Raw genomic sequence first — 23,036 nt, 5'->3', positions numbered from 1 at the left:
CGCGCGTGGGTGCCTACGGCCTGCTGGCCGCTGCCATCGTGCTGGAGGTCGTGGGCACCCTCGCCCTGAAGCGCTCGGACGGGTTCACCCGGCTGTGGCCGAGCCTGGCGGTCCTCGTGTTCTACGTCCTCGCCTTCGTGCTGCTCTCGCAGGTCCTCAAGGCGGGTATGCCGGTCGCCGTCGCCTACGCCATCTGGTCGGCGACCGGCATCGTGGCGATCGCCCTGGTGGGTGCCGCCTTCCTGGGCGAGCACCTGGGCGCCGTCCAGGTCGTCGGCATCGCCCTCGTCGTGATCGGGGTGGTGACGCTCCAGCTGGCGACCGGCGCGCCGGCCGGCGCCCACCCGCGGCCATAGTGCGGGTCGACCGATCCGCCGTAGCGGTGCAAGCAGCTTGCGCGCCACCTGCCACGCTTCTGCGGAGATTCACGCGCCGTCCCTGCTGACGGACCTGCCCGCCACGTATCTCTGACCCGCCTGGTGGGTCAGTCGTGTGGTTGACCCGTCTGGTGGGTCAGTCCTGTGGTTGACCCGTCTGGTGGGTCAGAGATACGTGGCCGGCCGACGGGTCCACTCTCGCGATCCGTCCCGACACCGCGCCGGCCAGGACCGGCTGGAGCGTTCATATGCACGCTGTGGCCGCTCCGGCCGGGCGTGTCACCAGGACGGATGGTGCTGCCGCTAGCCGACGGAATGGCCGGCTGCGGCGAGCACCTGCTCCCACGTGACGGACCGGGGTGCGCCGTGCCGGTCGGGCGTGGCCAGGGTGGCGATGGCGCGGGCGCGCTCGCGGCGGCCCAGCTCGTCGCCGAAACGGTCCACGACCAGGAGCGCCCGCGGCCGGGCCAGGCCGCCGAGCACCTCGCGCACCGCATCCATGAGGTCGACGGCGACCGCGTCGAGGGCGGCATCGTCCAGGTGCTGGGGCTGCCCCGCGGCGTCCGACAGCGTCACCGCCGCCACCAGCGCCCGTCCCAGCTCGGGATGCTTGCGCCAGGTGACGTCGGCGCGGTCGACGTAGGGGTGGTCGGTGAGCACCTCGCGCACCTCGCGGAGCGAGACCAGCTGCCCGGAGACCGAGACGACGTCGTCGGTGCGGCCCAGGAAGTCGACATGTCCGTCGGGGTCCTGGCGCGCCAGGTCCCCGGTGGCGTAGACGCCGGGGTGGCGCGTCCAGTGCGACAGCAGGACGTCGGCGGCCTCGCCCTCGACCCCGACCATCGTCCCGGCCCAGGGCCGGGTGAGCACGACCTCCCCCTCCCCGCCGACGGCCACCGTCCCGCCCTCCTCGTCGACGATCTCCAGGCCCACGTCGGGCAGCGGCGGGGCGTCGGCCAGCCCGGTGATCCGCACGACGCCGCCCAGCTCCAGCTGGCCCCACGCGTCGGCGACCTCCAGCCCGTCGGCGCTGAAGGCCCCGCGCATCCACGCGGCGACCTCCTCCTCGACCGGCTCGCCGGCGGTCGCGACCCGCCGCAGGGTCGGGATCGCCGCGACCTCGGGCATCTCCCGCGCCCACCCGCGCACGGTGCGCATGACGGAGGGGGAGGTGAGCAGGACCTCCACGCCGTAGCGGCGGATGATGTCCCAGGCACGCTGGTGGTTGGGGACGTCGAGGGTGCCCTCGAACATCACCGCGGGGTCACCGCAGGCCAGCGGCCCGTAGATCCCGTGGAACTGGGTCACCGCCCACGCGATGTCGCCGGCGCACCAGAACGGCCCGCCGGTCGACAGGTGCCGGTGCACCGCGACCGCGCCGGCGAGCATGGCGCCGCTGCCGTGGACGACCGAGACCGGGTGCCCGCCGCGGGTGGCCAGCGGGATCGAGGCGACGGGGTGGTCGACCGGCAGCGCCACCGCGCCGCCGCCCCCGTCGTCGGTCTGCCCGGGGCGCGTGGTGGCGATCAGGTCGTGCAACCACCGGTCGCCCTCGAACCACTGCACGTCCATCCCGGTGCGTCTCACCACGACCGTGTGCTCGATGCCGCCCGCGGCCAGCATCGCCTCGTCGGCGCGCGCCTTGAGCGGCAGCACGGTGCCGTGCCGCCACGCCCCGTCCTGGGTGAAGAGCACCTTGAGGTCGAGCAGGGCCAGCCGGTCGGCCAGCGGCTCGGCGGGCAGCGGCGCGGGCAGCACCGTGTGCACCGCGCCTATCCGCGCGCAGGCCAGCATCGCCACCACCGTCTCGGGCAGCCAGCCCAGGTGCAGCCCGACGCGGTCGCCGACGCCCACCCCCATCGCGCGCAGCGAACGCGCCAGCGCCACCACCTGCTCGTGCAGCTCGACGTAGGTCAGCCTCCGCCGGTCGCCCGGCTCGCCCTCCCAGTGCAGCGCCACCTGGTCCGCGCGCTCGGCCAGGTGCCGCTCGACGCACGAGACGGACAGGTTGATCTCGGCGCCGGTCATCCACCGCCCCGAGCGCTCGCCCGCCTCCCACAGCGAGGTGTATGGCGTGAGCAGGCCGAGCTGGCCGACCACCTCGGTCCAGACGTCCTGGGGCGGGGCAGTGGTCAGAGCGTGTCGCCGGTCGTCAGGCATGGCCGAGGGTCCTTCCGGCGGCGCGGGCGGCGCGGCTCAGGTGGGCGGCGACCCGCGCCACCACGGCCTCGTCGCCGGCGTCCTCGACGTTGGCGGCCAGCGCGGCGACCGTCTCGCCCTCGCCGTCCAGGACGGGGACGGCGACCTCGGCCGGCAGCATCGGGTCATCGGGGGTGAGCGCCAGGTGGTCGGCGGCGGCCCAGGCCTGCTGGCAGTCCCGGGCCAGCGCGGCGAGCGGGTCGTCGGCGAGATCGACCGCGCGGCGCCACTCATCCCCGTCGGCGCGGGCCGCGAGCAGCCGGCCGCCGGCGGTCTCCAGCGCGCAGTGGACGCGGTGGGTGTCCCGGTAGGGGCCGCGGTCGTCGCCGTCGACCCGGTCGACGTAGACGACCTCGCCGCGCACCAGGGTCTGCACGTGCACGGTGGCGCCGAGCTGGTCGCGCAGCTGGGTCAGGTAGGGCGTCAGCGCCCCGAGCAGCGGCAGCCGCGCCAGGTAGTGGCTGGAGAGCCGGGTCAGCTCCGGGCCGAGGGCGTAGCGCGACGAGCGGGGGTCCTGCACGACCAGGTCGGCCAGCACGAGCGAGCGCAGCAGCCGGTGCACGGTCGGGATCGAGAAGGTGCTGCGCTCGGCCAGGTCGGTCAGCTGCTGGTAGGCCGGCCCCTCGCTGAGCAGCTCGAGCAGCGCCACCGCGTTGCGGACGGTCCCCAGGCCGCCCCGAGCCGCGCCGTCCGTTCTGTCGTCGACCGCTGCCATGGAGCCATCTTCCACCACAGGCGCTCCGCATACCAGCATCCGGTCAAACTTTGCGTCTCCAGGTCCTTGATTTTCAGATAGTGGAAACGTAGTGTCACATCGTCATCGTCCTTCGATCACCGTCGACCGGCAGGAGCGCCCCCGTGCTGACCAGGGCCTACCAGCATTCGCTCAACGGCAGCAGCCGCCCGCAGGGGCGGCCGCTGCTCGAGGTGGACGACGTCTCCCTGCGCTTCGGCGGCGTCAAGGCGCTGACCGACGTGTCGTTCACGATCACCCAGGGCCACGTCCACGCGATCATCGGCCCCAACGGCGCCGGCAAGAGCTCGCTGCTCAACTGCATCAGCGGCATCTACCACCCGCAGGAGGGGCAGATCCGCCTGCACACCGGCGGCGGCGTGCAGGCGGACCCGGCCGGCGACGACCGTGAGGTCCCCGAGGGCCAGCACCTGCTCACCCAGCTGCCGCCCCACAAGGTCGCCCGGCTCGGGGTGGCCCGCAGCTTCCAGAACATCGAGCTCTTCTCCCACCTGTCGGTGCTGGAGAACCTCATGCTCGGCCGGCACATCCACATGAAGCACTCGGTGCTGGCCTCGATGCTCTGGTTCGGCCCGGCCCGCAACCAGGAGATCGAGCACCGCCACCTCGTCGAGGAGGTCATCGACCTCCTCCAGCTCCAGGCCTTCCGCAACCAGCCGGTCGGGTCGCTGGCCTACGGCATCCAGAAGCGCGTCGAGCTCGGCCGGGCGCTCTGCATCCAGCCCACCCTGCTCCTCCTGGACGAGCCGATGGCCGGCATGAACGCCGAGGAGAAGGAGGACATGGCCCGCTACGTCCTCGACGTGCACGAGCTGGCCGGCGTCTCGGTGGTCCTCATCGAGCACGACATGAACGTCGTCATGGACATCTCCGACCGGGTCAGCGTCCTCGACTTCGGCCGGCTCATCGCCGACGGCACCCCCGAGGAGGTCAAGGCCGACCCCGCGGTGGTCGAGGCCTACCTCGGCGCCGACCACTCCGCCGCGGCCGTCGTCGAGCAGGCCGCCCGTGACCAGGAGGCCGTCCATGACTGAGACCGCCGTGGCCACCACATCCGGGGGGTCCACGGGGGGCGGAGCCCCCCGGGTGTCGACGTTCCCGCGCCTGCTGCGCGACCTGGCCGCCACCCGGCCCGAGGACGTCGCGATGCAGGAGAAGATGTACGGCATCTGGCAGCCCCTCACCTGGGCCGGCTACGCCGCGCGTGTCCGCGACACGGCCCACGGGCTCGCCGCGCTGGGCGTGCGGCGCGGCGAGATCGTCGCGGTCCTGGGCGACAACCGTCCCGAGTGGGTCATCGCCGAGCTCGCCGCGCAGAGCGTCGGCGCCGCGGTCGTGGGCATCTACCCGACCTCGATCGGCGACGAGCTGCGCCACATCCTCACCACCGCCGCGGCCCGCGTCGTCGTGGTCGAGGACCAGGAGCAGGTCGACAAGCTGCTCCGGCTGCGCGAGGACGAGGCGGCCCGGGTGCTCGCCGACGGCGAGGACCCGCTCCTGGTCGAGCACGTCGTCTTCTACGACCCGCACGGCCTGGAGTCCTACGACGACCCGTGGCTGCTGGACTTCACCGACCTCGAGGTGCGCGGCCGGGAGTGGGGGCGGCAGCGCCCCGGCTGGTACGACGCGCAGGTCGACGCCGGCACCCCCGACGACATCGCGGTCATCTGCACCACCTCGGGCACCACCTCCAAGCCCAAGCTGGGCGAGCTGTCCCACGCCAACCTGCTGGCGATGGGCGAGCACCTCACCGACGTCGACCCGATCGGACCCAAGGACCGCTACGTCTCCTTCCTGCCCTTCGCCTGGATCGGCGAGCAGATGCTCGCGGTCGCCTGCGGCCTGACCCGCGGCATGACGCTCTCCTTCCCCGAGGACTCGGCCACCCAGCGCAGCGACCTGCGCGAGATCGGCCCCGACGTCATGTTCTCCCCGCCGCGGATCTGGGAGTCGATGCTCTCGGAGGTCCAGGTCCGCATCGACGAGGCCGGCTGGCTCAAGCGGGCGGTCTTCGGGTGGGGGTATGACGTGGGGGACAAGGTCGCCAACCTGCGGGTCCGCGGCAAGCGGCCGGGGCCCGGTCTGGCCATGGCGCACGCGCTGGCCGACCAGGTGGCCACCCGTCCCGTGCGCGACCAGCTCGGACTGGCCCGGATCAAGCGCTGCTACACCGGCGGCGCGCCGCTCGGGCCGGACGTCTTCCGCTTCTTCCACGCGATCGGGGTCAACCTCAAGCAGATCTACGGGCAGACCGAGATCTGCGGCATCGCGGTCGTGCACCGCGACGACGACGTCGCCTTCAACACCGTCGGCACCCCGATCGCCGGCACCGACCTGCGGATCAGCGACGACGGCGAGATCCTGCTGCGCTCGGCGTCGGTCTTCAAGGGCTACCACCGCAACCCTGCGGCCACCGCCGAGACGGTCGACGCCGAAGGCTGGCTGATGACCGGTGACGCCGGCTACCTCGACGAGCGCGGCCACCTGGTCGTCATCGACCGGCAGAAGGACGTGCTCACCGCGCCCGACGGCACCCGCTACTCCAGCGCGTTCATCGAGAACAAGCTCAAGTTCAGCCCCTACGTCGAGGAGGCGGTCGTCTTCGCCCCCGACGCCGCGGGCCAGGACGTCCCGTCCGCGGGCGGCATGACCGCGCTCATCACCCTCGACCCGGCCACCGTGGGCAGCTGGGCCGAGCACGAGCGGCTCAGCTACACGACCTACACCGACCTGGCCGCCAAGCCCGAGGTCTACGACCTCGTCGCCGAGGAGATCACCCGGGCCAACGAGGACCTGCCGGAGTCGATCCGCGTCAGCCGCTTCGTGCTCCTGCACAAGCAGCTGGACCCCGACGACGACGAGATCACCCGCACCCGCAAGGTGCGCCGCAACGTCATCGCCGACCGCTACGGCGACATCATCGCCGCCCTGCAGCGGGGCGAGGACCACGTGGACATCAGCAGCCGGGTGACCTACCAGGACGGCACGAGCATCGAACGGGAGCTGACCCTGCGCATCTTCGACCTGACCACCTACTCCATCCCGGAGGGCAGGGGCCGACGCCCGGTCTGGAGCGGTCGGCGCTGACGCGCCGCCAGGGAGCACCTATGTCTACTTTCCTCAACCTGCTCGCCTACGGGCTCGCCGACGGCGCGATCCTCGCGCTCGCCGCGCTCGGCTTCGTCCTCATCTACAAGGCGACCGGCGTCATCAACTTCGCCCAGGGCGAGTTCCTGCTCATCGGCGCCTACCTGATGTACACCGCCTGGGTCGTCCTGGGGCTGCCGATGGTGGTCTCCGTCCTCGTCGGCATCGTCGCGGCCACCGTCGTCGGCGTCCTCGTCGAGCGGCTCATCCTGCGCCCGATGGTCGGCGAGGACCCGATCAGCATCATCATGGTCACGATCGGGCTGGCGATGCTGCTCAAGGCCGTGGTCCAGATGTTCTACGGCACCACGCCGCGCAGCCAGCCCGCGGTCCTGCCCACCGGGTCGGTCAGCGTCCTCGGCGCGACCCTGCCGGTCAACCGGCTGCTCGTCATCCTCATCGCGGCCGTGGTGCTCACCGCCTTCACCCTCTTCTTCTCCCGCTCCAAGCACGGCATCGCGATGCGCGCCGTCGCCGACGACCAGCAGGCGGCGATGACGATGGGCATCTCGGTGCGCCGGATCTTCGCGCTCTCCTGGGCGCTGGCCGCGGTCAGCGCCTTCATCGCCGGCGTGCTGCTGGCCGACCTGTCCGCGGTGGACCAGAACATCGCCGCCTTCGGCCTCATGGTCTTCCCGGTCGTCATCCTCGGCGGCCTGGACTCGGTGCCCGGCACGATCATCGGCGGCCTGACGATCGGGCTGCTCACCCAGTTCGTCTCCGGCTACCTCGACCCGGGGCTGGCCACGGTCATCCCCTACGTCGTCCTCGTCCTCATCCTGCTGGTCAAGCCGTACGGCCTGTTCGGCGAGACCCGCATCGAGAGGGTGTGACATGGCAGCCACCGCCACCGGCATCCACCACCGGTCCTACACCTCCGAGCTGCGGCTGCGCGCCACCAAGGCCGAGTACTTCCGCCTCGGGCTGACCCTGGCCCTCCTGGTCGTCGTGCCGTTCGTGCTCGACAACTACTGGCTCTCGATCGTCAACACCATCCTCATCGCCGTCATCGGCGCGGTCGGCCTGAACATCCTCGTGGGCTACACCGGCCAGATCTCGCTGGGCCAGGGCGGCTTCCTCGCCGTCGGCGCCTACACCTCGGCCATCCTCACCGAGCGGTACGGCGTGCCCGTCCTGCTCTCCGTCGTGGCCGCCGTCGTCGCCACCGCGGCGATCGGGATCTTCTTCGGCCTGCCCGGCCTGCGGCTCAAGGGTCTCTACCTGGCGATCGCCACCCTCGCCTCCCAGGTGATCATCGAGTTCGTCGTCCGGCGCGACCCGGGCGGCTTCCTCACCGAGGGGGCCGGCTACATCGACGTGGCGCGCCTGAACATCCTGGGGTGGCAGGTCGAGCGGTCCACCTTCGAGCAGCAGTGGTACCTGATCCTGGCGATCATCACGGTGCTCGCGGTGGTCGCCGCCCGCAACCTGTTCCGCACCGGCCTGGGCCGCTCGTTCATGGCCGTCCGCGACCAGGACATCGCGGCCGAGGCGATCGGCGTCAACCTGACCCGGGCCAAGCTCACCGCCTTCGCGGTGTCCTCCGGGTATGTCGGTCTGGCCGGCGCCCTCATCGCGCACTACACCGAGATCGTCTCCTGGGAGCGCTTCACCCTCGACGTGTCGATCACCTACCTGGCGATGATCATCGTCGGCGGGCTCGGCAGCATCGCCGGCGCGGTCTACGGCGCGATCTTCATGAGCCTGCTGCCGGTGCTCATCCGCACCGCGGCGCAGCAGTGGGGCGACGCGGTCCCGGTCCTGAAGGACCAGCTGCCCGCCGTCCAGAACGCGCTCTTCGGAGCGGTCATCATCGCCTTCCTCATCTTCGAGCCACGCGGCCTGGCCCGGCTGTGGCAACGGGCCAAGGACTACGTCCGCTACTGGCCGTTCCGCTACTAGGCGAGCACACCCCATACCCGACCCCACACCCCACCGCGTCCCGGACGCACGCTCACAAGGAGAACCCGCACATGATCCGCAACCGATTCTCGCTCGTCGCCGCAGCCGCGGCGCTGAGCCTGGGCCTGTCCGCCTGCGGCAACGGCGGAGGAGGCGAGGGCGACGGCGGCGACGCCGGCGCCCCGATCAAGATCGGCATCATCGCCGACCTGACCGGCGCCACCGGCGACGTCGGCACCCCCTACAACGAGGGCATGCTCGCCTACATCGACCACCGCAACGCCGACGGCGGCATCGACGGGCACAAGATCGAGGCGCTGTCCAACGACTACGCCTACGAGGTGCCCAAGGCCGAGCAGCTCTACAAGCAGTACGTGAATGACGGCGTCGTGGCCATCCAGGGCTGGGGCACCGGCGACTCCGAGGCGCTGCGCACCAAGGTCGCCAACGACGAGCTGCCGTTCATGTCCGGCTCCTTCGCCGAGGTGCTGGCCGACCCGGAGGAGTCGCCCTACAACTTCGTCGTGGCGCCGACCTACTCCGACCAGATGCGCGTCGCGCTGAACTGGATCAACGAGGACTCCGGCGGCACCGGTGAGGTCGCGGTCTTCCACCACGACAGCCCGTTCGGCGAGGCCCCCGTGGCCGACGGCCAGGCGTGGGTCGAGGAGAAGGGCTACGACCTGGGCTACCAGGCCTACGCGATGCCCGGCGGCTCGGCCAACTACGTCGGCCTGCTGTCCCAGGCCAAGTCCCAGGGCGCGAAGTACGTCGTGATCCAGAACGTCGCCTCGCCGGCGGCGCAGGTGGCCAAGGACATCAAGGACCAGGGCCTGGACATGAAGGTCGTCTGCCTCAACTGGTGCGGCAACGAGCTGTTCATCACCACGGCCGGTGCCGACGCCGCCGAGGGTCACCTGCTCATCCAGCCGTTCGCCCCCGTGACCTCCGAGAAGCCCGGCCACGAGACGATCGCGGCCTACCTGGAGGACAAGGGCGAGTCGATCGACGACAAGGGCGCCGCGTGGGTCCAGGGCTGGTCGGTCATGGACGTCATGGCGCAGGGCATCGCCAAGGTGCTCGACGACGGCGACGAGGTCACCGGCCCGGCGCTGCGCGAGGCGCTGGAGACGATGGGCCCGATCGACACCGAGGGCCTCATCGGTGACGGCACGGTGGAGTTCTCCGCGGACTCCCACCGCGGCTCCACCTCGACCGGTGTGTACCAGTCCGAGGGTGGCCAGATGGTCGAGGTCGAGGCGGGCGCCAGGCCATGACGACCCCGTCAGGTGCGACGGCTCGCTCGGGGGCGGCGACCGCCGCCCCCGAGGGGGAGTCCCTCCTCTCGCTCAACAACGTCGAGGTCATCTACGACGACGTCATCCTCGTGCTGCGCGGACTGTCGCTGGAGGTGCCCAAGGGTCAGATCGTGGCCCTCCTCGGCTCCAACGGTGCCGGCAAGTCGACCACGCTCAAGGCGGTCTCCGGGCTGCTGCCCAGCGAGCACGGCGAGGTGACCGACGGGACGATCGTCTTCGACGGGCAGGACATCACCCGGATGGACGCCGCGCAGCGGGTCCGCCAGGGGATGAGCCTGTGCATGGAGGGACGCCACGTCTTCGAGCACCTGACGATCGCCGAGAACCTCGTCGCCGGCGCCTACACCAGCAAGCACAGCGCCGAGGACCTGGACCTGGTCTACGGCTACTTCCCCAAGCTGGCCGACCTGCGCAACCGGGTCGCCGGCTACTGCTCCGGCGGCGAGCAGCAGATGCTGGCGATCGGCCGGGCGCTGATGGCCCGGCCGACGCTGCTCATGCTCGACGAGCCGTCGCTGGGGCTGGCCCCGCTGCTGGTCGAGGAGATCTTCGGCTACATCCGCCGGCTCAACGAGGAGCGCGGGCTCACCGTGCTCGTCATCGAGCAGAACGCCCAGGTCGCCCTCGACGTGGCCCACCACGGCTACATCATGGAGCAGGGGCGGATCGTCCTCGAGGGCCCCGCCAGGGAGCTGCAGGAGAACCCGGACGTCAAGGAGTTCTACCTCGGCCTCGGCGAGGAGGGCGGACGCAAGTCCTACCGCGACGTCAAGCACTACAAGCGGCGCAAGCGCTGGCTCTGACCGGCGCCGCCGGACGGACGACTTTTCAAGGAGGAGGGACCGATGTCGATCGACGCTGCCCTGAGGGCGCGCGAGGAGTCGCTCGCGCCAGCGCTGACCGAGGCGCTGACCGGCGCCGCCGCGCGGGTGCCGGGCTTCGCCGCCCGGCTCGACCGGGCGGGGGTCACCGTCGAGCAGGTATGCGGTGAGCTCGGCTCCGGCGCCGGGCTCGCGTCCCTGCCGGTGCTGGCCAAGGACGACCTCGTCGAGCTGCAGCGCCAGGACCCGCCGCACGGCGGCCTGCTGGCGCCCGACGCGGACGTCGCCCGGTGGTTCTGCTCGCCCGGGCCGCTCTACGAGCCCCAGCTCGAGGGCGCCGACTGGCGCTGGGGACAGGCGCTGGCCGACCTCGGCGTCGGGCGCGACGACGTCGTGCTCAACTGCTTCGGCTACCACCTCTCGCCGGCCGGCGCGATGCTCGAGCAGGGCGCCCGCTCGGTCGGGGCGGCCGTGCTGCCCGGCGGCATCGGCGCCCAGGACCTCCAGGTGAGGGCGGTCGCCGACCTGGGCGTGACGGCATACCTCGGCCTGCCCTCCTATCTCAAGGCGCTGATCGAGCGCTACGACGAGGCCGGCCTGGACCGCGACCGCTGGCGCCTGGAGCGGGCGCTGGTGACGGCCGAGCCGCTGCCGGACTCGCTGCGCGCGGTGCTGACCGAGCGGGTGCCGCACGTGCGGATGGCCTACGGGACCGGGGAGACGGGGCTGCTGGCGTGGGAGCCCGCGGGGGAGGAGCCGGGCGCCGGGCTGGTGCTGGCCGACGGCGTCCACGTGCAGGTCTGCGAGATCGGCACCGGTGTGCCCGTCACCGACGGGACCGAGGGCGAGGTGGTCGTGACGCTGCTGCGCGCGGACTACCCGCTGGTGCGCTTCGGCACCGGCGACCTGTCGGGATGGACCCTCGGCCCGGACGGGTCGCTGCGCCTGCGCGGCGTGCTCGGCCGGGTCGGGCAGGCGGTCAAGGTGCGGGGGATGTTCCTCCACCCGCGCCAGGTGACCGCCGTCATGGACGGGGTCGAGGGCGTGGCGGACTACCGCTTCGTCATCGACCGCGTCGACCACGTCGACCAGCTGCGGTGCGAGGTCGTGCCCGCCGCCGGCGCCGTGGCCGGGTCGTCGCCGGGGGAGGAGCTGGCCGCCGGGGTCGCAGACCGTGTGCGCTCGGGGTTGCGCTTCAGCACCCGCGTCGACGTCGTCGAGCAGCTCACCCCCGGCGAAGGGCCCCTCGTCGACCTGCGCGACTGGACCTGACACGACCCCCACTGCGACCGAGCGCACGCTCTGCACAGGACCGGGCGCGCGCTCTGCACGGTGCCCTGCGACCGGACGCGCGCTCTGCACACGACCGGGCGCGCGCTCTGCACAGTGCCCTGCCGCTGAGCGCGCGCTCTCCTGCCGTGACGCCCCGACCCTGGTTATTGGACCTGGCTTCTGCGTGGCCCGGCGCCGATTTCCACTGTCCAACAACCGGGGTCGGCATCTCGGGCGACCCATCCGGCAGAGACGTAACTCTGATCCGTGTGGTGGATCAGAGATACGTCTCCGGCGAACCCCGGGAGGGGACGACAGACCAGTCAGCCCCCGCGCACCAGCCGCTGCCGGGCGACGACCGTCCGCGGGCGGGCCGCCAGCACAGGGTCGGTGAAGGGGTCACCGTCGAGGACGAGGAGGTCGGCGGGGGCTCCCGGTCGGATGCGGCCGACGTCGGCGCCCAGGGCGTCGGCAGCGCGAGAGGTGGCGGCCTTGAGCACGTCGAGCGGGGGCAGGCCGCACGCGTGGAGGGCCGCCAGCTCGTCCTCCAGGCTGGGGTGGGGCATGCCGGGGGACCCGGCGTCGGTGCCGGCGACGATGGGCACGCCGGCTTCCATGGCGAGGTGCACGGCGTTGTCGTGGGCCCTCACCACCTCGACCGCCTTGGCGGTGGCGTAGTCGGGACCACCGCCAGCGGCCAAGGAGCGGTAGACCGCCAGCGTGGGGCAGAGTGCGGTGCCGCGCCCGGCCATGGCGGCGGCGATCTCCTCGGTGAGGAAGACACCGTGCTCGATGACGTCGATCCCGGCCTCGACAGAGTCCCGGATCCCCTCGGTCCCGAGGGCGTGGGCAGCCACCTTGACGCCGCGCCGGTGCGCCTCCCGGGCCAGGGCTGCGAGCTCCTCCGCCGTGAGCTCGCTCGCGCCCACCTCCTCGCCCTCGGCCCGGCCGTAGACGCCGCCGGTCGCCGCGGTCTTGATCAGTCCCGCTCCGAGGAACACCTGCTCACGGACGCCCCGGACCACGGCGTCCACGCCGTCGCAGGCGTTGACCCAGAAGGGGTCGTGCCCACCGGTCATGGCCACCGTGCGCCCGGCGGCCAGCACGCGAGGGCCAACGACGTGCCCGAGCTCGACCGCACGGGCCACCGCGATGGCGACGTCCCAGTTGCTGCCCAGATCGGCGACCGTCGTCACGCCGGCCTGCAGGTGGGCTCGTGCGTTCTCCGCCGCCCGGAGGACGGTGAGCTGCTCGCCGTCGGCCTCGACGACCCCTGCGGGATCGGGGCCGGCACTCCAGACCAGGTGCACGTGCCCGTCGACCAGCCCGGGGACGACCACGGCACCGTCGGCCTCCACGACATCGTCGTCCGTGTCCGGGCGGACCGAGCGCACGGCCTCGACCGCGACCACCCGGCCGCCGTCGCAGACGACGTCGGCAGGGGTCACCTCGGAGGAGTCGCCGTCCCAGACGGCGGCGTCGCGAACCACCAGGGCCATGTCAGCGCCCCTTCCGGTCGACGACCACCCTGCCGTCCTGGACCACCATCCGAAGGCTGCGGTCCGGCTCGGCGAGCACCGCGGCGTCCTCCATGGGGTTGCCCTCGACCAGCAGCAGGTCGGCGCAGGCGCCCTCGGCGATCGCGCCGAGCTCGCCCTCGCGACCGAGCAGCTGCGCACCGACCAGGGTCGCCGAGGCCAGCACCTCGGCCGGCGACTGGACCTGGGCGCGGATCCGGAACTCCTCGCTCTGGTGCGGCTGCATCGAGCCCAGCAGGTCGGTCCCGAAGGCGATGCGCACGCCGCCCTTCGCCGCCCGGTCGAGGGCGTGCAGCCCCGCTTCGAGCACGTCCGCGACCTTCGCCTGGCTGGCCGGGGGGAGCCCGGCGGCCGCGCCCTCGGAGTGCAGGTACTCGTAGGTGACGAGCGTGGGCACCAGGAATGCGTCGTGCTCGACGAAGAGCCGCACGCTCTCGTCGTCGATGAGGTTGCCGTGCTCGATGCAGCGCACGCCGAGCCGGAGCCCGCGGTTCACCGCCCGGGCGGTGTAGGCGTGCCCCGTGACGTAGCGGTTGGCGTTGTCCGCCTCCTCGACGGCCGCCCGCACCTCGTCGGCGGAGAACTGCAGGGAGTCGACCCGGTCCGTCGGCGAGGCGACCCCGCCGGACAGCATCAGCTTGATGTGGTGCGCGCCGGTGCGCAGCTGGTCCCGGGCGGAGCGCCGCACCCCGTCAACCCCGTCGGTCACCGTGCCGATGTTCGGGCAGCAGGTGTGGTTGTCCAGCGCCTGACGACCCGGACCCCGCAGGTCGGCGTGCCCGCCCGTGGGCGAGAGGGCCTTGCCGCCGAAGTGGACCTTCGGCCCGGGCCACAGTCCCTCGTCGACCGCGGCCGCGATGCCGAAGTCGGCGCCACCCACGTCGCGCACCGTCGTGAAGCCCCGGCCCAGCATGCTGCGCAGGATCGTGCTCGTCTGCGCGGCGACGTAGTAGGGCGAGTCCTCGGCCTGCGCCCCGAGGTCCGCGCTGCCCGCAGTGACGTGGACGTGGGCGTCGATGAGGCCGGGGACGAGGTGCAGACCGGAGGCGTCGATCTCCGTGGCGGTGGCGGGGGAGGAGACCGTGGGGCCGACCTCCGCGATCGTGCCGTCGACGACGAGGACGTCCTGAGGACGCGCTTCCCCCGACGCGACGTCGCAGACCGAGCCGTGCCGGAGGACGAGTGCCTGCTGAGCCATGGGTGAGTTCCTTTCGCGAGCGTCGAGACATCGTCGCAGGATCCCACGCAAACAGCAACGGATGTTGCAGTATGGCGTGGTGACGACTTCTCAGCTCCCGGACTGGATGGCCTCGCGCCTGGGTGACCGCACGGCCGGGCGTGGGGTCGCCAAGGTCCTGCGGGTCCTGGGTGCGCAGCCGCGCCAGGTGTCCTACGCCAGCACCGCCGAGGTCTCGGCCTCTGCCGGGGTCAACGCGGCCACCGTCGTGCGCGCGGCCCAGCTGCTGGGCTTCAGCGGGTGGCCGGCGCTGCGCTCGGAGATCCGGTCTCGCTACCTGTCGAGCCTGTCCGCCTCGGAGGTGCTCTCCGAGCACGGCACGGGCGGCGACGGTTCGGCGGCGGCGGCCGTGCGCCGCGGGACGCACAACCTGCAGGACCTCTCGCTCGTCCTGGACCAGGCCCAGATCGACCGGGTCGCTGGGGCGATCGCCGGGGCGAGGGTCACCCTCGTCCTCGGCTCGGGGAGCTTCGCCGGCCCTGGCCTGCAGCTCTCCCACCTCGCGCAGACCATCGGGCACGACGTGCGCCTGCACCGCACCGGTGGCACCTCGCTCTTCAACGAGGTGTCGCTGCTCCGCGAGGGCGACTGCCTCATCGCCTTCCTGCTGTGGCGCACGCCCTGGCAGATCCTCCACGCGATGCAGGCTGCGCCTCCGGGGGTGCGGATCGTCCTGGTCTGCGACCAGACACGGGACGAGCTCGTGACGCTCGCCGACGAGTTCGTCCACGTGCCGAGCGAGGGGTCGAGCATGTTTCCCTCGCTGGTCGCGCCCACGGTGGTCGTGGAGGCCACGCTCGCCGCGCTGGTCGCCCGCGATCCGGACGCGGCGGCCGCGGCGAGCGACCGCGCAGAGCTCCTGTGGAGCCGTTACGGGCTGTTTCCCGACCCGGGAGAAGATCTGCAATAGCTATTGCATGGGGCTCGACCCCGTGGTTGCATGGGTGCCCGACCGGCTCCCTGCCCGGTCTCTCGACGCCGAGCCACGGAGGTCCGATGCAAACCGTTCACGTGACGATCCTGGTGCTCTACCTGCTGCTGATGGTGGGCATCGGCGCCTGGTTCAGCCGGACCAAGGTGGTCGCCACCGCCGACGACTACGTCTTCGCCGGCCGTGACCTGCCCCGTCCGGTGATGATCGGCACTCTCCTTGCGACCTGGGTCGGCTCCGGCACGATCATCGGCGGCGCGAGCTTCGCCTACCGCTACGGACCGCTGGCCTCGATCTTCTTCCTGGCGGGCACGCCGGTCGGGATCGTGGCGCTCTACTACATCGCCAAGCGCATCCGTCGGCACTCGACCTACACGGTGCCCGAGCTGCTGGAGAAGCGCTACGGCCTCAGCGTGCGCATCGTCGCCGCGCTCATCACGCTGCTCGCCTATGTCGGCATCACCGCCTACCAGTACACCGGCGGCGGCTACATCATCAGCGTGATCACACCGCTCTCCCCGGAGGCCGGGGCGATCGTCGTCGCGATCCTCGTGACCTTCCTCGCCTTCGGCGGCGGTCTCAAGTCCGTCGCCTGGAGCGACTTCGTCTCCGCTCTCGTCATCGTCTTCAGCCTGGTCATCGCGCTGCCGCTCATCCTGGGCAAGGACATCGGCGGCATGAGCGACTACTGGTCGGGGATGCCGGAAACCCACCGCAGCCTGTCGGGCGGTCTGGCGCCCATCGAGCTGCTCGGTTTCTTCCTGCCGCTCTTCCTGCTGATCCTCGCGGACCAGAACATGTACCAGCGCCTCGGTGCGTCTCGCGACGAGGCGGAGGCGCGCAAGTCGACGGCAGGGTTCTTCTTCTCGAGCTTCCTGGTCACCGTCCCCGTGGCGCTCCTGGGCTCGGCGGCCGTCGTCCTCATGCCGGACATCCAGCCCGACACCGCGATCCTGTCGCTGGCCGGGGAGTTCTACCTCCCGACCGTCCTGGGTGGCCTGCTCCTCGCCGGCGCGCTTGCCTTCATCATCACGACCGGTTCCTCCTTCCAGCTCTCGGGCGCGGGCAACGTCGTCTACGACGTGGCGCAGCGGATGCTCGGCGTCGAGATGGACGACCGCAAGCGGCTGTGGATCCATCGGCTCTCTGTGCTGGGCATCGGCCTGGTCGCCTACGTGCTGGGCCGCTTCTTCCCGACCGTCCTCGAGCTGCAGCTCTACTCCTACACGGTCTACGGCGTCGCGATCGCCCCGCCCGTGCTGGCCATCTTCCTGTGGCGCCGCGCGAGCAAGGCTGGGGTCCTGACGTCGATGATCCTGGGCGTCGTCGTCACGATCACCTGGGAGCAGCTCGGGCAGCCCGGCGGCGTCAACTCGGTGCTCGTCTCGCTGCCGGTGGCGCTCGTCGCGCTCTTCGTCGTCAGCCTGGCCGTTCCCGACAAGGAGCCACGCTCGCTGGACGAGGAGATCGCGGACGCCGAGGGCGCCGAGAGCGCGTCCGAGGCGTGACAGCGGCCGACGCCGGAGCCCGCCCGGGCGGTCACCCCCGAAGCCCCGCCCGGGCGGGAGTCCCCCGAGCCCGCCGGCCAGGTCCCTGTTCCTGGCCGGCAGGCCGTGCGCTGCCCGTCCGGACGGGCCCCTGCACCCTGCCGGACGATCGCGCGTCCCGACCAGTCAGAGCAGGTTGGTGGCGCCCAGATACATCCCGGGAAGAAAATCTTCGGCCGCGTCCGTGGACGCGGCACCTCACCGGTGGTCCGGACCGGCGGGGAGGCCGTCGTCCAGCGCCGTGACGAGGTTGACCAGCAGCGCCACCGTGCTCGGCGCGGCCTCCAGCTCCCGCGACACCAGGCGGTCGAGCCACTCCTCGCGCACGAAGCCGCACCGGCGGGCCGGCGCGAGCGCATCGGGGTGCGCCCACCAGTGCTCGACCACCTTGGCCGCCAGGACGGCGCCACCCACCGGCGGCCGGGGGCTCCCCGTCAGACGCTGACGCGCCTTGCGGACGAGCTTGGTCGCGGAGGTCCTCGCGCCGGCGACCGTCCCCCGGACCCCCGGCCGAGCGTAGGTGACCGGCGCGGGTCTGCCGTCCATGGGGACCGCGGCGAGCTCCTCGTCCAGCTCCACCTGCAGCAGGCCGAGGAAGCGTGCGGAGCTCTTGTCGGCCGGCCGCAGGGCCCGGGCGATCGAGATGAAGCGCGCGTCGAGCATCGGTGTGACGACGGGGCGGGAGATGCACACCGCCGTCGCCGTCACCCCCGCCCACCTCTGCACGCGTTGAGCCAGGTAGAACTCGTCCGTCGCGGCGAAGAGGTCCAGCCCCGTCTCGCGGAGATGCCCGAAGATGTCGTCGACGGTGACGGCGCGGGACCACCGCCGGAAGTCCGGGTCGAGCGCACCGGGCTCGGCCGCCTCGTTGGGGAACATCCGCCAGGACGCCAGCCCCGCCGCCGCTGCCCTGGACACCGGGACCCGCGGGGCGCGGCCGAGATGGTAGAAGCCCCGGGCGAACTCGCCGCCGAGGCCGGCCAGGCGCGGCCCCTGCCCGATCTGGGCCTCGGCGAAGCTCACGGCGGCGAACGCGAGCGGGTCCGCCATGCACTCGACGCGGCGGGCTGCCCGGACGCACGACTCGTAGGCCTCGTGCGGGCTGAGGTCCTGCAGACCGCGGACCGAGATCACCTCGTGCGACATGCCCTGCTCGCGAGACGGGCGCGAGGCGATCTGCACGTCCACCTCGGTGGGTTCCCCGAGGGTGAGGGTGCGCAGCCCGCGCCGACGGCTGGGTGGCACCGCGCTCAGCAGGATGCGTGAGTCGAGCCCGCCCGTGAGCTGCAGGACGGCATCCGGATGGTCGTCCAGGTAGCGGGACAGAGAGGTCCTCAGCAGGTGCGCCGCGGCCGGGACGGCCTCAGCCAGCGACATCGAGGGGTGCCGCGAGCCGTCGGCGTCGGCGTCGGCGTCACGCTCCACCCGGACCCCGTCTCCGTCGACGACGGCCGACGCGCCGGCGGGGAGCTTGAGCACCTCCCGGAACAGGGTCCGGTCGCCGAGCTGCCACCCCAGGAGCGACTGCACCGCGACGGCGTGCTCGTCGAGCCCGCGACCGAGGCGGGCGGCGGCCGCCCCCGCTGACGTCGACGCCAGCGACAGGCGGTCGTTGCGGCCGTAGTAGACGTGCCGGAGGCCCAGCTCGTCGGTGGAGACCCGCACACCGCCGTCGAGCCGGGTGAGCAGCGCGAAGGGCGGCAGCGCAGCCCGGAGGACGTGGCGGGTCTCGGCCCAGCTCGCGCCCAGCACCGTCTCGTCCACGTCGCGGTCGGCGGCACGCGCCCCGCAGGAGAGGAGGACCGAGCCGCCGTCCGGGACCGGGCGCAACCCCCAGGTCGTCAGCTCCACGTCCCTCCGTGCGGGACCGGCATCCCCACCTTCGAGGAGATGCGTGGACTGGGCGACGAAGCCTGCGTCTGACGACGCTTCGGTCATAGCCTGTGATCATGCCACGGCCTCCACGGCCCGTGGCGAGGACGGCGACCACGCTCTCCCCGTCCTTTCCCCCGGTGCGTCGCGACGGCAGGAGGCACCCGGTGCGCAGGCAACGACGCGGCTGGGCCGCGGTGCTCGTCGGCTACCTGCTCCTGCTCGGCGTCGTCGGGCTGTGGGCGACCGCGGTCGACGTGCCCGTCCGCGCGCAGCTGGACGGTGGGCTGGCCTGGCTCGCCGACCACGGAGTCGCGGGTGTGCGCTACGCCCACGTGGAGGCGGTGGCCAACCTCTGCCTCTTCCTCCCGCTCGGTGCCCTGCTGGCCGGCCTGCTGCCGGACCGTCCCTGGTGGGTGGCGGGACCCGCGGGGCTCCTGCTGTCAGCGGCGGTCGAGGTCGCGCAGACGGGGCTCGCCGGACGCACGCCCAGCCTGCGCGACATCGCCCTCAACACGGCTGGCGCGCTCCTCGGGGCGGCGCTCGTCCGTCTGTGGGCCACCCTGAGACGGACCGCCGAGCACCGCTGACCTTTTGGGGGTGGTGCGAATCGTCGCGCCGCACTACCCTCGCAGGTGTGGACGCTCGCCCGCGGCCCGCGTGATCTCGCTGGAGCTGTGACGGCCGGGCCATGAGCCTGGTCCCGGGGATGACGCCGAACGAGCGGTTGCCCACCGTACCCGTGTCTGTCGGGCACGCCGCACGCAGGGCAGGGAGGCCGTCGTGGCGTCTGCAGGGATGTTGAGCGTTGCCGTGGTCGGGGCCGGTTACTGGGGCCCCAACCTGATCAGGAACTTTGCCGCGAGTCCCGACTGGGACCTGCGCGCCGTCGTCGACCGGGACGTCGGCCGGGCAGGTCGCGTCGTCGGGGCCATGCCGGGCGTGAGGGTGACCTCGTCGCTGACCGAGCTCCTGGACGCCGACGAGGTGGACGCGGTCGCCGTCGCGACACCGGCGGCGACCCATGAGGCCCTGGTCGTCGAGGCGCTCGGCGCGGGTCTGCACGTGCTCGTCGAGAAGCCGCTCGCCCACGACATCGAGGCAGGGGCCCGCATGGTCGAGCTCGCGGAGCAGCGCGGGCTGGCCCTCATGACCGACCACACCTACTGCTACACCCCGGCGGTGCGCAAGCTGCGGGAGCTGGTCGAGGGTGGCGACCTCGGCGAGATCCTCTTCATCGACTCCGTCCGGATCAACCTCGGTCTGGTCCAGCCCGACGTGGACGTCTTCTGGGACCTGGCACCGCACGACCTGTCGATCCTGGACTACATCCTCCCCGGGGGTCTGCGGCCGGACGCCGTCTCGGCGCACGGCGCGGACCCCCTGCAGGCCGGGAAGGCGTGCGTCGGCTACCTCAGCCTGCCGCTGGTCACCGGGGCGATGGCCAACGTGCACGTCAACTGGCTCAGCCCCACCAAGATCCGCCACATGGTGGTCGCCGGATCGAGGCGGACCGTGGTCTGGGACGACCTCAACCCGCAGCAGCGCCTGAGCGTCTACGACCGCGGTGTCGACCTCGTCCAGCAGGCGGTCGACGCGACGGACCGGAGGGTCGCGATGGTCTCCTACCGGCTCGGCGACATGTGGGCCCCCGCACTGCCGGAGGTCGAGCCCCTCGCCGAGATGGTCAGGGAGTTCGCCGCCTGCATCCGGGAGGGCAGGCCTGGGGCGACCGACGGGGCAGCGGGGTTGCGGGTGCTGCGGACGCTGACCGCCGCCCAGTGGAGCCTCGCGCACGGCGGCGCCACGGTGCCGATGTCCGCGGCCGCGCCGGCGCGCGGGCTCGCGCCCGTCACGACCGCGGCGACCGCCGCGCCCACCACCACCGCGGCGACCGCCGCGCCCACCACCACCGCCGCGACCGTCCCGGCCGCGCAGCCCGAGGGCGCGCGATGAGCACCGTCGCTGGTGCCACGGCCCTGGTGACCGGCGGGGCGGGCACGATCGGCTCGACGCTCGTCGACCAGCTGCTCGACGAAGATGCCGCACGCGTCCTGGTCCTCGACAACCTCGTCCGCGGACGGCGCGAGAACCTCGAGCAGGCCCTCGCCACCGGACGCGTCGAGCTCGTGGAGGGAGACATCCGGGACCGCGACCTCGTCCACGACCTCGTCCGCGGGAGCGACCTCGTCTTCCACCAGGCGGCCATCCGCATCACGATGTGCGCTGAGCAGCCGCGGCTCGCGCTCGAGGTGCTGGTCGACGGCACCTTCAACGTCGTCGAGGCGGCCGCCGAGCACCGGGTCGCCAAGCTGGTCGCGGCCTCGAGCGCCTCGGTGTACGGCCTGGCGGAGACCTTCCCCACGAGGGAGGATCACCACCCCTACGCCAACGACACGATCTACGGCGCGGCGAAGACGTTCAACGAGGGCCTGGCCCGCAGCTTCCGGGCGATGAGCGGCCTCGACTACGTGATGCTGCGCTACTTCAACGTCTACGGGCCCCGGATGGACATCCACGGCCTCTACACCGAGGTGCTCGTGCGCTGGATGGAGCGCATCGCCGACGGGGAGCCGCCGCTGATCTTCGGGGACGGCACCCAGACCATGGACTTCGTCTTCGTGCCCGACATCGCCCGCGCCAACGTGCTGGCCGCGCAGAGCGCGGTCATCTCCGGCACCTACAACATCGCCAGCGGGACCGAGACCTCGCTCCTCGACCTGGCCCGGGCCCTGCTGCGCGCGATGGGGTCCGGCCTCGGCGTGGAGCACGGACCGGACCGTCCCGTCAACGGCGTGACCAGGAGGCTGGCGGACACGGGTGCCGCCCGGCGGGACCTCGGGTTCGAGGCCCGCACCTCCCTCGACGAGGGGCTGCGGCAGCTCGTCGAGTGGTGGCGGCCGCGACGGGAGTCCGTCGCGGCCGGCAGCGCGACGGCAGACGTGCCATGAGCCGCATCAACGTCATGCAGCCGTGGCTGGGCGAGGAGGAGGTCACGGCCGTCGCGGAGGTGATCCGGTCCGGGTGGGTGGCCCAGGGACCACGCGTCGCCGAGTTCGAGCGCGCCTTCGCGGACCGCCAGCAGGTCGGGTATGCCGTGGCCACCTCGAGCTGCACGACGGCCCTCCACCTCGCTCTCGTGGTCGCGGGGGTCCGCGCCGGGGACGACGTGGTCGTCCCCTCGTTCTCCTTCATAGCCACCGCCAACGCGGCCACCTACCTCGGCGCGCGGCCGGTCTTCGCCGATGTGGACCCGGCCACCGGCAACGTCAGCCCGGAGACACTCCGCGCGGCGCTGACCGGGCGCACCCGTGCCGTGATCGTGGTGGACCAGGGCGGGGTGCCGGTGGACCTGGTCGCGCTGCGCGACGTCTGCGACCCCCGGGGAGTGGCGGTGGTCGAGGACGCGGCCTGCGCGATCGGCTCCACCTACCGGGGACGCCCGGTCGGCGCCGGCGCCGACGTCACCGCGTGGTCCTTCCACCCGCGCAAGCTCCTCACCACCGGCGAGGGCGGGATGCTCACCACCCGGAGCGCAGAGTGGGCGAGCCAGGCCCGCCGGCTGCGGGAGCACGGGATGAGCGTCTCGGCCGCCGACCGGCACGCGCAGGTGCTCGCCCCGGCCGAGGCCTACCTCGAGGTGGGCTTCAACTACCGGATGACCGACCTGCAGGCCGCCGTCGGACTGGTCCAGCTGCGCCGGCTCGACGACGTCGTACGCCGCCGCCGCGAGCTGGCCGCCCGCTACCACCGCGCGCTGGACGGGACAGGGCTGCGCGCCGTCCGCGACCCGGCATGGGGCACGACCAACTACCAGTCCTTCTGGGTGGAGGTCCCGCCGGAGCACCCCGTCGACCGGGACGGGCTGCTGGCCCGGCTCGCGGAGGCCGGCATCTCCGCCCGGCGGGGCATCATGGCTGCCCACCGCCAGCCCGCCTATGCCGGGCGCGACGGCGTGCGCACCGACCTGTCCACCACCGAGCGGCTCACCGACCGCACCCTCATCCTGCCGCTCTTCCACGAGATGACCGAGGACCAGCTCGACCGCGTCGTCACGGTGCTGACGGGCACGGTGGTGCCCAGCAGCGCGCGGCTCGCCACGAGCGGCCGGGAGGGCTGA

19 protein-coding genes are annotated in these 23,036 nt (G+C 72.4%); 14 read left to right on the top strand and 5 right to left on the bottom strand.

Annotated elements, in window-relative coordinates; genetic code table 11:
* Nucleotides 1-5 precede the first annotated feature (5 nt).
* On the top strand, nucleotides 6-356 hold the full coding sequence (locus tag DV701_RS10095; protein WP_114928187.1) for a DMT family transporter: 351 nt from the start codon (nucleotides 6-8) through the stop codon (nucleotides 354-356).
* 324 nt (nucleotides 357-680) lie between these two features.
* Here the strand turns inward: DV701_RS10095 and DV701_RS10090 are convergent, their stop codons facing one another.
* Nucleotides 681-2,537, bottom strand: a complete 1,857-nt coding sequence (locus DV701_RS10090) for an acyl-CoA synthetase (RefSeq protein WP_114928186.1) — start codon at nucleotides 2,535-2,537, stop codon at nucleotides 681-683.
* Nucleotides 2,530-3,291, bottom strand: coding sequence for an IclR family transcriptional regulator (locus tag DV701_RS10085; RefSeq protein ID WP_162802953.1), 762 nt, complete (start codon nucleotides 3,289-3,291; stop codon nucleotides 2,530-2,532). Before DV701_RS10085 ends, DV701_RS10090 begins: the two co-directional genes overlap by 8 nt.
* Before the next feature lie 143 nt (nucleotides 3,292-3,434).
* Between DV701_RS10085 and DV701_RS10080 the strand changes: the two genes are divergently transcribed.
* The 7 genes from DV701_RS10080 to DV701_RS10050 all read left to right on the top strand — a co-directional run bounded on the left by DV701_RS10080 (nucleotide 3,435) and on the right by DV701_RS10050 (nucleotide 11,791).
* On the top strand, nucleotides 3,435-4,364 hold the full coding sequence (locus DV701_RS10080; protein WP_114928184.1) for an ABC transporter ATP-binding protein: 930 nt from the start codon (nucleotides 3,435-3,437) through the stop codon (nucleotides 4,362-4,364).
* Nucleotides 4,357-6,417 (top strand): AMP-binding protein, encoded by a 2,061-nt coding sequence (locus DV701_RS10075; RefSeq protein ID WP_114928183.1) that lies wholly within the window; start codon nucleotides 4,357-4,359, stop codon nucleotides 6,415-6,417. The genes DV701_RS10080 and DV701_RS10075 overlap by 8 nt, the downstream gene beginning before the upstream one ends.
* Nucleotides 6,418-6,437: 20 nt before the next feature.
* Complete coding sequence (locus tag DV701_RS10070) at nucleotides 6,438-7,310, top strand: branched-chain amino acid ABC transporter permease (RefSeq protein WP_114928182.1); 873 nt, start codon at nucleotides 6,438-6,440, stop codon at nucleotides 7,308-7,310.
* 1 nt (nucleotide 7,311) lies between these two features.
* Nucleotides 7,312-8,379, top strand: a complete 1,068-nt coding sequence (locus tag DV701_RS10065) for a branched-chain amino acid ABC transporter permease (RefSeq protein WP_114928181.1) — start codon at nucleotides 7,312-7,314, stop codon at nucleotides 8,377-8,379.
* Between the two features lie 71 nt (nucleotides 8,380-8,450).
* Nucleotides 8,451-9,656 (top strand): ABC transporter substrate-binding protein, encoded by a 1,206-nt coding sequence (locus DV701_RS10060; protein ID WP_114928180.1) that lies wholly within the window; start codon nucleotides 8,451-8,453, stop codon nucleotides 9,654-9,656.
* Entirely contained in the window at nucleotides 9,653-10,501 is an 849-nt protein-coding gene (locus DV701_RS10055) for an ABC transporter ATP-binding protein (protein WP_114928179.1), read from the top strand. The genes DV701_RS10060 and DV701_RS10055 overlap by 4 nt, the downstream gene beginning before the upstream one ends.
* Nucleotides 10,502-10,543: 42 nt before the next feature.
* Nucleotides 10,544-11,791: a phenylacetate--CoA ligase family protein gene (locus tag DV701_RS10050; RefSeq protein WP_114928178.1), complete on the top strand. Its 1,248-nt coding sequence runs from the start codon at nucleotides 10,544-10,546 to the stop codon at nucleotides 11,789-11,791.
* A 323-nt stretch (nucleotides 11,792-12,114) separates the two neighbouring features.
* Here the strand turns inward: DV701_RS10050 and DV701_RS10045 are convergent, their stop codons facing one another.
* Together DV701_RS10045 and DV701_RS10040 are read right to left on the bottom strand one after the other, a co-directional pair.
* Nucleotides 12,115-13,290: a metal-dependent hydrolase family protein gene (locus DV701_RS10045; RefSeq protein WP_114928177.1), complete on the bottom strand. Its 1,176-nt coding sequence runs from the start codon at nucleotides 13,288-13,290 to the stop codon at nucleotides 12,115-12,117.
* 1 nt (nucleotide 13,291) lies between these two features.
* Nucleotides 13,292-14,527 carry a metal-dependent hydrolase family protein gene (locus DV701_RS10040; RefSeq protein ID WP_114928176.1) on the bottom strand — a complete coding sequence of 412 codons (1,236 nt, stop codon included), beginning with the start codon at nucleotides 14,525-14,527 and terminating at the stop codon, nucleotides 13,292-13,294.
* A 79-nt stretch (nucleotides 14,528-14,606) separates the two neighbouring features.
* Between DV701_RS10040 and DV701_RS10035 the strand changes: the two genes are divergently transcribed.
* Both DV701_RS10035 and DV701_RS10030 read left to right on the top strand, forming a co-directional pair.
* Nucleotides 14,607-15,476 carry a MurR/RpiR family transcriptional regulator gene (locus DV701_RS10035; RefSeq protein ID WP_202863497.1) on the top strand — a complete coding sequence of 290 codons (870 nt, stop codon included), beginning with the start codon at nucleotides 14,607-14,609 and terminating at the stop codon, nucleotides 15,474-15,476.
* An 86-nt stretch (nucleotides 15,477-15,562) separates the two neighbouring features.
* Nucleotides 15,563-17,005 (top strand): sodium:solute symporter family protein, encoded by a 1,443-nt coding sequence (locus DV701_RS10030; RefSeq protein ID WP_114928174.1) that lies wholly within the window; start codon nucleotides 15,563-15,565, stop codon nucleotides 17,003-17,005.
* A 237-nt stretch (nucleotides 17,006-17,242) separates the two neighbouring features.
* Here the strand turns inward: DV701_RS10030 and DV701_RS10025 are convergent, their stop codons facing one another.
* The gene (locus DV701_RS10025) at nucleotides 17,243-18,895 is read right to left on the bottom strand and encodes an asparagine synthetase B family protein (RefSeq protein ID WP_114928173.1); all 1,653 of its coding nucleotides are present in this window, start codon (nucleotides 18,893-18,895) and stop codon (nucleotides 17,243-17,245) included.
* Nucleotides 18,896-19,083: 188 nt separating this feature from the next.
* On the opposite strand from DV701_RS10025, the gene DV701_RS10020 reads away from it, so the two are divergent.
* The 4 genes from DV701_RS10020 to DV701_RS10005 all read left to right on the top strand — a co-directional run bounded on the left by DV701_RS10020 (nucleotide 19,084) and on the right by DV701_RS10005 (nucleotide 23,036).
* Nucleotides 19,084-19,506: a VanZ family protein gene (locus DV701_RS10020; RefSeq protein ID WP_162802952.1), complete on the top strand. Its 423-nt coding sequence runs from the start codon at nucleotides 19,084-19,086 to the stop codon at nucleotides 19,504-19,506.
* 208 nt (nucleotides 19,507-19,714) lie between these two features.
* Nucleotides 19,715-20,872, top strand: a complete 1,158-nt coding sequence (locus tag DV701_RS10015) for a Gfo/Idh/MocA family protein (protein ID WP_162802951.1) — start codon at nucleotides 19,715-19,717, stop codon at nucleotides 20,870-20,872.
* On the top strand, nucleotides 20,869-21,867 hold the full coding sequence (locus DV701_RS10010; protein ID WP_114928171.1) for an SDR family NAD(P)-dependent oxidoreductase: 999 nt from the start codon (nucleotides 20,869-20,871) through the stop codon (nucleotides 21,865-21,867). The genes DV701_RS10015 and DV701_RS10010 overlap by 4 nt, the downstream gene beginning before the upstream one ends.
* Nucleotides 21,864-23,036, top strand: a complete 1,173-nt coding sequence (locus DV701_RS10005; RefSeq protein WP_114930999.1) for a DegT/DnrJ/EryC1/StrS family aminotransferase — start codon at nucleotides 21,864-21,866, stop codon at nucleotides 23,034-23,036. The genes DV701_RS10010 and DV701_RS10005 overlap by 4 nt, the downstream gene beginning before the upstream one ends.

It is taken from the genome of Ornithinimicrobium avium, from assembly GCF_003351765.1.
Lineage (GTDB): Bacteria > Actinomycetota > Actinomycetes > Actinomycetales > Dermatophilaceae > Ornithinicoccus > Ornithinicoccus avius.
This window is presented reverse-complemented; position numbering and strand designations above follow the sequence as displayed.

Excerpts from the sequence above, each read along its gene's own strand:
- DV701_RS10090 (WP_114928186.1), bottom strand. The coding sequence starts at position 2,537 with ATGCCTGACGACCGGCGACACGCTCTGACCACTGCCCCGCCCCAGGAC.
- DV701_RS10085 (WP_162802953.1), bottom strand. The coding sequence starts at position 3,291 with ATGGCAGCGGTCGACGACAGAACGGACGGCGCGGCTCGGGGCGGCCTG.
- DV701_RS10075 (WP_114928183.1), top strand. The coding sequence starts at position 4,357 with ATGACTGAGACCGCCGTGGCCACCACATCCGGGGGGTCCACGGGGGGC.
- DV701_RS10070 (WP_114928182.1), top strand. The coding sequence starts at position 6,438 with ATGTCTACTTTCCTCAACCTGCTCGCCTACGGGCTCGCCGACGGCGCG.
- DV701_RS10065 (WP_114928181.1), top strand. The coding sequence starts at position 7,312 with ATGGCAGCCACCGCCACCGGCATCCACCACCGGTCCTACACCTCCGAG.
- DV701_RS10060 (WP_114928180.1), top strand. The coding sequence starts at position 8,451 with ATGATCCGCAACCGATTCTCGCTCGTCGCCGCAGCCGCGGCGCTGAGC.
- DV701_RS10055 (WP_114928179.1), top strand. The coding sequence starts at position 9,653 with ATGACGACCCCGTCAGGTGCGACGGCTCGCTCGGGGGCGGCGACCGCC.
- DV701_RS10050 (WP_114928178.1), top strand. The coding sequence starts at position 10,544 with ATGTCGATCGACGCTGCCCTGAGGGCGCGCGAGGAGTCGCTCGCGCCA.
- DV701_RS10045 (WP_114928177.1), bottom strand. The coding sequence starts at position 13,290 with ATGGCCCTGGTGGTTCGCGACGCCGCCGTCTGGGACGGCGACTCCTCC.
- DV701_RS10040 (WP_114928176.1), bottom strand. The coding sequence starts at position 14,527 with ATGGCTCAGCAGGCACTCGTCCTCCGGCACGGCTCGGTCTGCGACGTC.
- DV701_RS10030 (WP_114928174.1), top strand. The coding sequence starts at position 15,563 with ATGCAAACCGTTCACGTGACGATCCTGGTGCTCTACCTGCTGCTGATG.
- DV701_RS10015 (WP_162802951.1), top strand. The coding sequence starts at position 19,715 with ATGTTGAGCGTTGCCGTGGTCGGGGCCGGTTACTGGGGCCCCAACCTG.
- DV701_RS10010 (WP_114928171.1), top strand. The coding sequence starts at position 20,869 with ATGAGCACCGTCGCTGGTGCCACGGCCCTGGTGACCGGCGGGGCGGGC.
- DV701_RS10005 (WP_114930999.1), top strand. The coding sequence starts at position 21,864 with ATGAGCCGCATCAACGTCATGCAGCCGTGGCTGGGCGAGGAGGAGGTC.